Source organism: Streptomyces sp. NPDC104226 (assembly GCF_055584085.1).
This window is the reverse complement of record NZ_JBVJMS010000006.1, coordinates 396,639-408,468: the sequence shown is the minus strand read 5'-3', so window position 1 is coordinate 408,468 and position 11,830 is coordinate 396,639. Positions and strand designations below refer to the sequence as shown.

Annotated in this window: 12 protein-coding genes and 1 tRNA gene; 8 read left to right on the top strand and 5 right to left on the bottom strand. The window is 73.9% G+C overall.

Features of this window, described 5'->3' with window-relative positions:
- Nucleotides 1–17: 17 nt before the first annotated feature.
- Nucleotides 18–932: a spermidine synthase gene (locus ACZ60J_RS21125; protein ID WP_469683825.1), complete on the top strand. Its 915-nt coding sequence runs from the start codon at nt 18–20 to the stop codon at nt 930–932.
- Between the two features lie 7 nt (nt 933–939).
- Here the strand turns inward: ACZ60J_RS21125 and ACZ60J_RS21120 are convergent, their stop codons facing one another.
- The gene (locus ACZ60J_RS21120; protein WP_469683824.1) at nt 940–2,439 is read right to left on the bottom strand and encodes a class I adenylate-forming enzyme family protein; all 1,500 of its coding nucleotides are present in this window, start codon (nt 2,437–2,439) and stop codon (nt 940–942) included.
- Nucleotides 2,440–2,495: 56 nt separating this feature from the next.
- Nucleotides 2,496–3,038, bottom strand: a complete 543-nt coding sequence (locus ACZ60J_RS21115) for a hypothetical protein (protein WP_469683822.1) — start codon at nt 3,036–3,038, stop codon at nt 2,496–2,498.
- Between the two features lie 79 nt (nt 3,039–3,117).
- On the opposite strand from ACZ60J_RS21115, the gene ACZ60J_RS21110 reads away from it, so the two are divergent.
- The 5 genes from ACZ60J_RS21110 to ACZ60J_RS21090 all read left to right on the top strand — a co-directional run bounded on the left by ACZ60J_RS21110 (nt 3,118) and on the right by ACZ60J_RS21090 (nt 6,886).
- Nucleotides 3,118–3,807, top strand: a complete 690-nt coding sequence (locus tag ACZ60J_RS21110) for a response regulator transcription factor (protein ID WP_469683821.1) — start codon at nt 3,118–3,120, stop codon at nt 3,805–3,807.
- Nucleotides 3,808–3,817: 10 nt separating this feature from the next.
- On the top strand, nt 3,818–5,191 hold the full coding sequence (locus ACZ60J_RS21105; protein WP_469683819.1) for a sensor histidine kinase: 1,374 nt from the start codon (nt 3,818–3,820) through the stop codon (nt 5,189–5,191).
- Nucleotides 5,192–5,259: 68 nt separating this feature from the next.
- Complete coding sequence (locus ACZ60J_RS21100; RefSeq protein ID WP_250741276.1) at nt 5,260–5,424, top strand: DUF5993 family protein; 165 nt, start codon at nt 5,260–5,262, stop codon at nt 5,422–5,424.
- An 11-nt stretch (nt 5,425–5,435) separates the two neighbouring features.
- Complete coding sequence (locus ACZ60J_RS21095) at nt 5,436–6,077, top strand: disulfide bond formation protein B (protein ID WP_469683818.1); 642 nt, start codon at nt 5,436–5,438, stop codon at nt 6,075–6,077.
- Nucleotides 6,078–6,211: 134 nt separating this feature from the next.
- Nucleotides 6,212–6,886: an NADPH-dependent F420 reductase gene (locus ACZ60J_RS21090; protein WP_469683817.1), complete on the top strand. Its 675-nt coding sequence runs from the start codon at nt 6,212–6,214 to the stop codon at nt 6,884–6,886.
- Here the strand turns inward: ACZ60J_RS21090 and ACZ60J_RS21085 are convergent.
- A complete protein-coding gene (locus ACZ60J_RS21085) occupies nt 6,849–8,243 on the bottom strand; it encodes an MFS transporter (protein WP_469683815.1) in 1,395 nt (464 codons plus the stop codon). The genes ACZ60J_RS21090 and ACZ60J_RS21085 overlap by 38 nt on opposite strands.
- Nucleotides 8,244–8,364: 121 nt before the next feature.
- On the bottom strand, nt 8,365–8,865 hold the full coding sequence (locus tag ACZ60J_RS21080) for a MarR family winged helix-turn-helix transcriptional regulator (protein WP_469683814.1): 501 nt from the start codon (nt 8,863–8,865) through the stop codon (nt 8,365–8,367).
- A 102-nt stretch (nt 8,866–8,967) separates the two neighbouring features.
- Between ACZ60J_RS21080 and ACZ60J_RS21075 the strand changes: the two genes are divergently transcribed.
- Together ACZ60J_RS21075 and ACZ60J_RS21070 are read left to right on the top strand one after the other, a co-directional pair.
- A complete protein-coding gene (locus ACZ60J_RS21075) occupies nt 8,968–9,810 on the top strand; it encodes an NAD(P)H-binding protein (protein ID WP_469683812.1) in 843 nt (280 codons plus the stop codon).
- A gap of 83 nt (nt 9,811–9,893) precedes the next feature.
- Entirely contained in the window at nt 9,894–11,615 is a 1,722-nt protein-coding gene (locus tag ACZ60J_RS21070) for an FG-GAP repeat domain-containing protein (protein ID WP_469683810.1), read from the top strand.
- 50 nt (nt 11,616–11,665) lie between these two features.
- Here the strand turns inward: ACZ60J_RS21070 and ACZ60J_RS21065 are convergent.
- Nucleotides 11,666–11,738: transfer RNA gene (locus ACZ60J_RS21065), tRNA-His, on the bottom strand.
- Nucleotides 11,739–11,830 lie beyond the last annotated feature (92 nt).

Below are 11,830 nucleotides of genomic sequence, written 5' to 3'. Positions count from 1 at the left end.
CCAGCCATAATGAGGGCGTGGCGAGCAAGGGCAAGGGCAAGAGCAGCGACAAGGGCAAGAGCAGTGACAAGAGCAGTGACAAGCGGCGCGGGCGCGAGACCGCCGAGCCCCCGGCCGGGCCGGTCGACGGCGGCCACGCCGCGCTGGAGCCCGACCGGGAGCGGTCGCGCGCCTGGACCCTGCTGATCGACGGAGCCCCGCAGTCCCACGTGGACCTGGACGACCCCGGCCACCTGGACTTCTCCTACCAGCGCCGGATCGGCCACCTGATCGATCTCTTCGCCCCCGCGCGCCAGCCCCTGAACGTGCTCCACCTCGGCGGCGGCGCCTTCACCCTGGCCCGCTACACGGCCGCCTCCCGCCCCCGCTCGACGCAGCAGATCGTCGAGATCGACGCCGGGCTCGTGGCCTTCGTACGGGAACACCTGCCGCTGGACCCGCAGGCCCGGGTCCGGGTCCGGGCGGTCGACGCCCGGGCCGGGCTGGCGAAGGTCCCGGACGGCTGGGCCGATCTGGTGATCGCCGACGTGTTCAGCGGGGCCCGCACCCCGGCGCACCTGACGAGCGCCGAGTTCCTGGACGACGTACGCCGGGCCCTGGCGCCCGGGGGCTGGTACGTGGCGAACCTCGCGGACGGTCCGCCGCTCTCCCACCTGCGGGGCCAGATCGCCACCGCCGCCTCCCGGTTCGCGGAACTGGCGCTGGCCGCCGACCCCGTGGTGTGGCGGGGGAAGCGTTTCGGCAACGCCGTGCTGGTGGCCGCCGACCGGGAGCTCCCGGTCGCGGAGTTCACCCGCCGGGTGGCGAGCGACCCCCACCCCGGCCGCGTCGAACACGGCCGCGCCCTCATCGACTTCGCCGGCGGCGCCGCCCCGGTCTCGGACGCCTCGGCGGTGGCCTCGCCGGAGCCCCCGCCGTCGGTCTTCCGCTGAGCCGCGGCTACGGCTGAGAGGCCGCCGCCAGCTCCCGCAGCCGCCGCTTGTCCGGCTTGCCGCGGTCCGTCAGCGGGAGCGCCGGCAGCCAGAACACCACCGTCGGCCGCTGCCCCGGCGCCAGCTCCGCCGCGACCAGGGCGCACGCCGCCTCCGCCGCCTCCTCCGTCGGGGCGTGCCCGGGGGCCGCGACGAGGAAGGCGCACACCGCCTCCCCTGTGAGCGGGTCCGTCCGCCCGACGACGGCCGCCCGGGCCACGGCGGGGTGCCGGGTCAGGGCCGTCTCGATCGGGCCGCAGTAGATGTTCGCCCCGTGCACCATGACCACGTCCTTGACCCGGTCGTCGAGGTACAGGTACCCCTCGGCGTCGAAGTGCCCGACGTCCCCCGTGCGCAGCCAGCCGTCGTGCAGGACCTCGGCGGTCAGGGCGGGCTGGTTGCGGTAGCCGGCCATGACCATGGGGGACCGCACCCACACCTCCCCGGTGGCCCCCGGCGCGGAACCGCGGACCTCGACCTCCACCCCGGGCGCCGGGCGGCCGACGGAGCCGAGCAGGTGGGGGCGGTCGGCGGCCGCCGCGTCGTGGTCGGCCGGGGTGAGCCGGCTGAGCACCCCGGCCTCGTTCATCCCGTAGCCCTGGGTCCAGCGCACCCCGGGACCCCACCGGGTCAGGGCCCGCCGCAGCCGTTCCGGGTGGACGGGGGAGTCGCCGTAGGAGACGCGCACCAGGCCGGGCACGCCGTCGGCGGTCTCCGGGTCGTCGAGCAGCCGGTACAGCATCGAGGGGGTCAGGTACGTGGCCGCGGGCCCGAGCCGCCGGCAGGCCTCGGCGAACTCCCGGGTGCCGAAGGGGTGCAGGATCTCGGAGCGGCCGCCGATGCGCAGCTGCTCCAGGCAGCGGCCGCCGGAGCGCTGGGAGAGCGAGTCGGTCGACACGAAGGTGAGCGGGGCGGAGCCCGGGCCCGGGGAGTCGGTGCGGGTGGCCGTACGGGCCGCCATCGCGGCGAAGGTGGAGGACACCCCCTTCGGCCGGCCGGTCGTACCGCCCGTGTAGGTCACCCGGGCCACGTCCTCGTCGCGCGCCGCCACCTCGACGGGGCGGGCCTCCCGGGCGGCGGCCGACGCGAGCAGTGCGGCCAGGCCGATGCGGGCTCCCGGGCCCGGCGGCACCGGGGTGTCGTGGACCACGAGGGCGGGCGCGCAGTCCCGTAGGAGGTGGTCGAGTCCGTGGGTCGCGGGGCCGACGCACACGTGGGTCAGCCGGGCTCCGAGCACGTGCGCGGCCAGCCGTACGAGCAGGCTCTCGGGCGGGTTGCCCGCCGTGACGCAGGCCAGCCCGGAGCCGCGCCGGATCCCGAGCTCGGCCAGGGCGCCCGCCAGCCGGTACGTCCGGTCCAGCACCTCGGAGTACGTCAGCACCCAGGCCCCCGAGCCGAAGGCGGGACGGTCCGCGTACCGCTCGCAGGCGTCGATCAGGTCGGTGACGTAGCGCGCGCCGGTGCTCATGGCGCCACGGTATCCGGCCGACAAGATCCGAAAGAGACGGCCCAGGAGCCGGTCGCCTACGGGTCGACGATCTCCACCAGCGGCGGGTGGTCGTGCCAGGTGCAGAACACCGACACCTCGCGGCCGTCACGGGTGAAGGTGACGCGGATCCAGGACGGCTGCTTCCAGACCTGCATCCGCCAGCCGGTGAGCGGGGTCGCCGACACCAGCTCGGCGGAGGTGGACCCGAGGTCGAAGACGACGCGGCCGCCCGAGACGCTGTACGCCTTCACGTTCTCGCTCGGGGGCGGCTGCCGCCGCGGCTGCGGGGCGGTCGGCGCCGAGGGCTTGGCCGAGGAGGAAGGAGAGCCCGGCGCGGTGGACGCGGACGCGGACGCGGAGGGCGACGGCGACGGGGAGGGCGTCGGCTCCGGCGGCTGCACTTGGTGGGTGGAGGAGGAGAGGGGCTGGACGGCCAGCGGCACCGCGAGCGGCGGATCGTAGGCGGTACCGGACATGACCGAGTGCACGCCCCACCACGACAGCGTCACCGCCGCCCCGGTCGCCAGCAGCCACGCCCCCGCATGGCCGGCTGCTCTCCCGACATGTCCTCTTCGCATCGGTGGACATACTGCACCACCCGTCCCAGACCTGGCCCGCCACCCCTCGGGATCCCCCGAATGGGCTACGGTGCGGGCCATGGCAAGTGTGCTCGTGGTCGAGGACGACCAGTTCGTACGTTCCGCCCTCATCCGGCACCTGACCGAGGCCTCGCACACGGTGCGCAGCGTCGGCACCGCTCTGGAGGCGCTGCGCGAGGTCGCCCACCACCGCTTCGACGTGGTGATCCTCGACCTCGGCCTGCCCGACCTGGACGGGGCCGAGGCGCTCAAGATGCTGCGCGGGATCACCGACGTGCCCGTCATCATCGCGACCGCCCGCGACGACGAGGCGGAGATCGTCCGGCTGCTCAACGACGGCGCCGACGACTACCTGACCAAACCCTTCTCCGTGGAGCACCTCTCCGCCCGGATGGCCGCCGTCCTGCGCCGTGCCCGTTCCGCCGCCGGCGGCGAACCCCCCTCCCGCGTGCTGCGCGTCGGCGGCCTCGCCATCGACCCGCTGCGCCGGCAGGCCGAGCTGGACGGGGCCGTACTGGACCTCACGCGGCGGGAGTTCGACCTGCTGGCCTTCCTCGCCGGGCGGCCGGGCGTGGTCGTGGCCCGCCGGGAACTGCTCGCCGAGGTCTGGCAGCAGTCGTACGGCGACGACCAGACCATCGACGTCCACCTGTCGTGGCTGCGCCGCAAGCTCGGCGAGACCGCCGCCAGCCCGCGCTACCTGCACACGCTGCGGGGGGTCGGGGTCAAGCTGGAGCCGCCGGCGTGAGGGGCCTCCTGTGAGGTGGGCGCTGGTCAAGGTGTGCCTCGCGGTCACCGTGATGGTGGTCGTGGCCTTCGCCGTACCGCTCGGGTTGGTCGTCCAGGAGATGGCCAGCGACCGGGCGTTCTCCAACGCCGAGCGGCAGGCCGCCACCATCGGGCCGACGCTGTCCATCACCACCGACCCGGTGCAGCTGCGCAAGGCCGTGGAGTCCACGCAGACGGGCGCCGACCGGCGGATGGCCGTCCACGTGCCGGCCATCGGGGACGACCCGCGCGTGGACATCGGCGACGGCTGGGCCGGCGAGCGCGCCGTCTCCGAGGTACGGCGGATCGGGCGGGCCGCGACGGCCCCGGTGGCGGGCGGCGGCTTCGCGCTGCTCCAGCCCGTGGCGCTGGGCTCCGGGGACATCGCCGTCGTGGAGATCCACGTGCCGGAGCGCGAGGTCAGCAACGGCGTCGCCACCGCCTGGGTGGTCCTCGCGGCCGTCGGACTCGCCCTGATCGTGGGCTCGGTGGCGGTCGCGGACCGGCTCGGCGCCCGCCTGGTGCAGCCGGCCGAGCGGCTCGCGGACGCCGCGCACCGGCTGGGCGAGGGACGGCTGGGGGCGCGGGTCCCCGAGGAGGGGCCGAAGGAACTCCGCTCGGCGGCCGTCGCGTTCAACTCGATGGCGGACCAGGTGGTGGAACTCCTGGCCAACGAGCGGGAGCTGGCCGCCGACCTCTCGCACCGGCTGCGGACCCCGCTGACCGTGCTGCGGCTCAACGCGGCCTCCCTCGGCGACGGCCCGGCCGCGGAGCAGACCCGGGCGGCCGTGGAGCAGCTGGAGCGGGAGGTCGACACGATCATCCGTACCGCCCGCGAGCAGCGGCCCTCCGCCGCGCAGGGGCCGGGCGCCGGCTGCGACGCCTCCGAGGTGATCCGCGACCGGATGGGCTTCTGGTCGGCGCTGGCGGAGGACGAGGGCCGCGAGGTGCGGCTCGCGGGGGTCGACCGTACGGTACGGATCCCCGTGGCCCGGCCGGAGCTGGCCGCGGCGCTGGACGCCATGCTCGGCAACGTGTTCCGGCACACCCCCGAGGGCACGCCCTTCGCGGTGGACGTCCACGACGCCGGGGACGCGGTCATCGTGCTCGTCTCGGACGCGGGGGGCGGCATCGCCGATCCGGACGCGGCCCTGCGGCGCGGCAACGACGGGGGCCGCGACGGGTCCACGGGCCTGGGGCTGGACATCGTCCGGCGGGTCGCGGAGTCGACGGGCGGGGATGTGCGGCTGGGGCGTTCGGTGCTCGGCGGCACCGAGGTGCGGGTGTGGATCGCGCTGGACGGCCGGGCCCGGGGCGAGTCCGCCCGTACCGGCCGCGGCCGGCGCAAGCGGCGGCGCAACTGACGTAACCCCGGGGCGGACGGGGGCGCGCCGCGCGCCCGGTACGTCCCGCTGTCGGTACGGTCCGCGCCATGGACACCCTCATCTTCGGCGGGCTGCTCGCCACGCTGATCGCGATGTACCGGGACGCCCCGCGGTTCGTCGTGCTCGGCGCCTGGTGGCTCATGCTCCTCGCCGTGATCCTGCTGATGGCGCACCACATCACCAGCAGCCTCGCCCTCACCTTGAGCTACTGACCGTGGCCGCGATGTCGAGCCTCCTCCCGGAGCCGTCGCTGGAGGGCGGCCTGCTGGGCCGGGTCCAGTTCTGGTTCGCGTGCGCCTTCGCGATCGGCTGGACGGGCGTGGTGTGCGGCGGGCTCTACTACCAGTTCGGGCTGTGGGAGTACCCCTGCCCGCTCTGCATCGTGCAGCGGATGTTCATGCTGCTGGCGGCCATGGGGGCGGCGCACATCGTCCGGACGGCGCTCACGCGCGGGTCGGTGACCGGCCGCGACTACATGATGGGCTGGGGCCTGGCCCTGGTCGCCGTGATCGCCGGCTCGTTCGCCTCGTGGCGGCAGACGATGCTGCACGTCCTGCCGGGCGACAAGGGGTACGGCAGCGAGGTGTTCGGCCTGCACCTCTACGTGTGGGCGTGGATCCTCTTCCAGGCCTCGGTGGTCGCCGTGGGCATCGTCCTGGCCTTCGCCCACTCCACCGCGGACCGGGCCGTCCCCGCGCAGGACCCGGGACCGTACCGCACGGTGGGGTTGCTCGCGCTGTGGTTCCTGGGGCTGGTGCTCGCCGTGAACCTGGTGGCCGTCTTCCTGGAGGAGGGCTTCCACTGGTTCCTGCCGGACGACCCGACGCGCTATCAGTTCTTCTACGACGTGGGGATCCTCGGTTAGGGGGAGGGGGACTAGCTGAGGTTGGCGCGGAGTCGACGGCTCCCGCGCGGGAATCCGTACGACCTGCTTGAGTGGGTCCGCCCTCCTCGGGTTCTCCTCCCTCCGATTCCTTCGTCCAGCGATGGGAAGCCGTCATGCGCTACGCAGTCCTCGGCACCGGGATCGTCGGCCGTACGGTGGCCGCCCGGTTGCTCTCCCTCGGCCACGAGGCCGTCATCGGCACCCGGGATCCCGCGGCCACGCGGGAGCGCACCGAGTACGCCGCCTGGCAGCAGGCCCACCCGGCCGCGGGCCTCGCCCCCTTCGCGGAGGCGGCGCGGCTCGGCGAGGTGCTCGTCAACGCCACGGGCGGTCAGGTCAGCGTGGCCGCCCTGACGGAGGCCGACGCCGCGCACCTGGACGGCAAGATCCTGATCGACATCGCGAACCCGCTGGACTTCTCGCGCGGGTTCCCGCCCGGGCTCGAACCGGTGGACAGCGACAGCCTGGGCGAACTGATCCAGCGGACCTTCCCGGGGCTGCGCGTGGTCAAGACCCTGAACACGATGAACTGCCAGGTCATGGTCGACCCGACCCGGGTCCCCGGCGACCACACCGTCTTCCTCTCGGGCGAGGACGCCGAGGCCAAGAAGGCCGTACGGGAACTGCTCTACTCCTTCGACTGGCGCGAGCACACCGTCATCGACCTGGGCGGCATCGAGACGGCGCGCGGCACGGAGATGCTGCTGCCGATCTGGCTCCGGCTGATGGGGACGCTCGGGCACACGGACTTCAACTTCCACATCCAGGGCGCGAACCGGACGGAGTAGCCGGACGGAGCGGCCGAGGACCTGGAGGGGCCGGCGGCGATGAAGGGCTCGGGCCGAGCCCCGGCTGCGGGATCGGGGCCGGCCCCAGGAGCGGCCCCAGGACCCGGTCGGCGGCCGCCCACGCCAGCACCGCGGAGGCGGCCGCGGCCGCGCACGAGACGGCGAAGGCCGCCCGGTACCCGTAGGCGGCGGCGAGCGGACCGGAGACGGCTGCGGCCAGCGCCTGGCCGATGATCAGACCGCTGCCCGCCAGGGTCATGGCCTCGCCCATCCGCCGCGCGGGACCGGCCCGTTCCACGAGGCCGAACAGGGCGATCAGGTGCGGGGCGACCGCCAGTCCGATCCCGGCGACGGCGAAGGCCGCGCCCCACAGGCCGGAGACGGCGAGCAGCGTCAGCGTCAGCAGCGCCTGGGCGGCGATGGTCCAGCGCAGCCGGACGGTCAGCCGGGCCCCTCCGGGCCGGGCCACGGTCACGAAGCCGGCCACCGAGCTGGTCACGGCCATGGCGGCCCACACGAGCCCGGCGGCCCCGGGGGAGCCGACAGCCACGGCGAGCGCGTTGACCCCGGTGTTGGCGCCGCTCCACGCCGCACCCTGCAGGACGGCCACGACGAACAGCAGCGCGAGCCCCGGAGACCACAGTCGTACGTCGCCCCGCGCGGCGGCGCCCGGTCCCGTCGGCCCGGGCGCGGTGGGCCCGGGCGCCGTGGGCCCGGGCGCCGTGGGATGCAGGGCGAAGAGCGTCCCGAACACCAGCCCCAGGGCGGCTGCGAGGAGCAGCGCCGACGCGGGATGGACGGTCACCGCGAGGATCCCGGCCAGCGCGGGCCCCACCATGAAGCCGACCTCGTCGAGGGTGGTGTCGAAGGAGAGCGCGGCCCCGACCAGGGCCTTGTCCTCTCCGGCCAGCCGCGCCCACCGGGCCCGGGCCAGCGGCCCGACCTGCGCGGCCGTGAGGCCCGCGGCGACGGCGAGCGCGATCCGGGCGCCGAGCGGCAGCCCGCCGAGGACGGCGGCCACGAGGGCGAGGAGCACGGCGGCGTTCGCGGCGCAGGCGACCAGCAGGACGGGCCGGTGGCCGCGCCGGTCGGCGAGCCGGCCGATGACCGGCCCGCCGAGGGCCTGGCCGAGCCAGAGGGCGGCGGCGATGGCTCCGGCGTCGCCGATGCCGTCGCGTTCGTTGATGAGCAGGAGCGTCCCGATGGGGCACAGCGCGGCGGGGAGCCGGGCGAGGAACCCGTAGACGGGGAGGGCGCGGCCGCCGAGGGCGAACACCCCGCGGAAGCCGGCGGGGGCGGGGCCGGGCGCGGGTGCGGGCTCGGGGAGCGGCGCGGGCACGGGGGACGGGGTGGGCATGGACAACCTCCAGCCGCACGCCGACCCTCCCGTTTCTCCGGCGCGCGCCGTTGCCCGTTGGGCGGGAGGCTAGCGCGGGAGCGGCCGGTTCGGTAGGGCCTGCCCGGGGTCTGCGGGGTGGTCAGCCGTCTTCCCCCGAGGTCAGCCGCTTCGCCTGGTCGCGGCCGACCTCGGCGGCGCGGTGCAGGTAGTCGGCGATGACGGCGAGTTCGGTGTCGGAGTAGCTCGCCAGGACGGCGCCGAAGGCGCGGCCCGGGGTCTCCCAGGCGGCGCCGATCCGGTCGCGGGCGGAGGGGGAGAGGGCGACGAGGGAGCGGCGGCGGTCGTTCGGGTCGGCGTGCCGCTCGACGATGCCGGCCTTGACCAGGCGGTCCACCAGACGGGTGGCGGAGCCGGAGGTCAGTCCGGTGAGCCGGGCGATGTCGCCGGTGCTGACCGGTTCGGACTCCATGTCGAGGAGGGCGACGCACTGCATGTCGGTGGGGTGCAGGCCGACGTGGTCGGCCATGGCCTGGTTGAAGAGCGAGTAGTCGGCGTAGTGCCGCTGGCTCTCGGTGACGATGCGCGCGAGCAGCTCGGCGCGGGTCCACTCATCACTCGAACGAGCGTAATCGGTTGACATCGGCTTCTCCGCGGTCCAAATTTAACTGTGTGACGCAGAGATTGCGTCACACGGAATCTGTGTCACGTATTCAGTCTAGAGCAGGAAGAGCAGGAATCCGCCATGTCGAACATGCCCAAGGCCCCGCAGGTCCTCGTCACCGGTGGCCGCGGCGCGGTCGCCCGCGGCCTCTCGTCGCTCCTCGCCGCCCACGGCGTCCCGCACCGCCTCGCATCCCGCGAGCCGGACACACCCGGCACCGTCCACTGCGACCTCACCGATCCGGCGACCTTCCCCGAAGCCCTCGCAGGCGTCCGCTCCGTCTTCCTCTACGCCGAGGCCGCCGCCGTCGACGCCTTCGTGAAGGAGGCCGTCGGCGCCGGCGTCGACCACGTCGTCCTCCTGTCCTCCTCCTCGGTCCTCGCCCCCGACGCCGCCGACAGCCCCCTCGCCGCCGCCCACCTCGCGGTGGAGCGGGCCCTCCTCGCCTCCCCGCTGCGCACGACCCTGCTGCGCCCCGGATCCTTCGCGAGCAATGCCCTCGGCTGGGCCTGGGCGATGAAATCGGGACGCCCGGTGCACCTGCCGTACCCGGGGGCGTACAGCGACCCGGTCCACGAGGCCGACCTCGCCGAAGCCGCCTTCGCGGTCCTCACCGAGCCCTCGCTCGGGGGACGCGCGTACACCCTGACCGGGCCGCGGACGCTGACCTTCGCCGCGCAGCTGGCCCTGCTGGGCGAGGCCGTGGGGCACCCCATACCCTTCGAGCCCGTCTCGCGCGAGCAGTGGAAGTCCGAGGTCGACGGCTACATACCCGGCCCGTACGCGGAGGCCCTGCTCGACTTCTGGGCCGCTTCGGACGGCCTCCCGGTCGACCTCACCGACGACCTGGAGCGGCTCACCGGCCGCGCTCCGCGCACCTTCGAGACCTGGTCCGCGGACCACGCGGACGCCTTCCGGTCCTAGGACCGTCCAGGCGGGCCCTGGGCACGTCTGCCGGTGAAGGCACGTGCTAGCGTCCGCCGATTGATCGATTCGAGGGGGGAAGCGTGCGAAGGCTTTTGAGTGTCGGCAGCGCGGTGGCGCTGCTCGTCACCGGCGGTGTCGTGGGTGCGGGGGCGGCGGCTGCGGCCGGGGATCCGACGTTCTACTTCAGTCCGGTCGAGGACAAGGTCCTCATGCCGGGCGAGGGCTGGGTCGAGTTGTCCCCGCCGAGCACCGGCGGGCAGGGCGACGGGAGCTCGGACGGCACGTACGTCTACGTGGTGAGCAAGAAGCCGCTCACGGACGCGGGCTGGTCCGGCGGGGGAGCACCGGCCGGGTTGAAGGTGACCCTGACGGAGAGCTGTGCACCGAAGGCGGGCGTCGCCGGGGTGTACCTGTGCAACAAGAACGAGTGGAACAACCCGGGGGCCGAGATATCGGCGCCGAGCACGACGGCGCACGGTGTGACGGCCTACTACGGCCTCGTCTACGTTCCTCGCGGGGCGAGCGTGGACGCGGGCATCAAGGAGGCGCAGACCGCGGGCTCCAAGGCCATCGGTCCGCGCCGGGCCCACGCGACGGTCACGGTGAAGTCCAAGGCGCACGTCGCGCAGAACACCCTCACGCTGTCGACGCCCGCGCTGCCGGCCGGCGGTTCGGTGCAGCACACGGTGAAGCTGCATGCGGTCGACAAGGGCGAGCTGGCGCTGAGCCTGTCCCAGGCAGCGGGATTCCGCCCGTGGGACCAGGACGAGCTGAAGGTGACCGTCGCGGCTGCCGACGCGGGCGCCGCCGCCGATGCCTCGTGCCACCACTCGACGGGAGAGGTCGGCCGGGGCCACGAGATCACCTGTGACATCAAGAAGCCCGGCGACTACACCGTCACCTACACGCTGAAGGCGGAGGCGACCACGCCGGCGTGGAAGCTGAGGAACACCGCGGTCTACGAGGTGTACAGCTTCGGCACCGGCAACCCGGAGAAGGCGTCGGACTTCGCGATCGCCAGTTCGACCCCGGTGACCCAGAGGTTCCGGATCGTGGGCCGCAGCGCCGAGGGCGATCTGTGGGACTACCAGGGGACGGGCAAGACCGCCGAGCCCTTCGGCTGGACCAGCCCCGTGGGCGGCACCTTCGACTGGAACCAGTACACCGCGCTGACGCGGCTGGAGCCGGTGACGGTCCAGAGCACCGGGCGGGGTGCGGTGGCGCGGGACAAGGCCGGGGTGCTGTGGCTGTACCCGACCTCGGGCGACGGCGGCATCTACAAGGGCCGGATACGGGTCGGTGACGGCTGGAACGTCTACGACACGCTGGTCGGCGTCTCCGACGTGACCGGCGACAAGAAGGCGGACCTGCTGGCGCGGGACGCCGCCGGCGGCATGTGGCTCTATGCGGGCACGGGCCTGAACGCGAAGCCGTTCGAGAGCAAGGTGCAGGTCGGCCGTGGCTGGCAGGTCTACGACCAGCTGGTGGGCGGCACCGATCAGACCGGTGACGGCAAGCCCGACCTGCTGGTCCGCGACAAGACGGGGAACCTGTGGCTGTACCAGGGCACGGGGGTGGCCGCGAAGCCGTTCACGGGCAAGAAGCAGATAGCCACCGGCTGGCAGAGCTACAACGCGATCGTGATGCCGGGTGACCTGACGTCCGACGGCAAGGCCGACATGGTGGCCCGGGACAAGGCCGGGAACCTGTGGCTGTATCAGGGGACGGGCATCGCGGCGAAGCCGTACACCTCGCGGGTGAAGGCCGGCACCGGCTTCGGCGCGTACAACCTGCTGTTCTGAGAAACGCGGAAGGCCCCGGTCCGCTTTCGCGGGCCGGGGCCTTTTCGCAGGGTGAGTGACGGGACTTGAACCCGCGGCCACCTGGACCACAACCAGGTGCTCTACCAACTGAGCTACACCCACCATGTCCGGTCGGAAAACCGACCGGCCGAAGAAAAGGGTACAGGGTCCGGGAGGGTGCTCGCTCCCCCCTTGTTCAGCACCCCTCTCCGGTG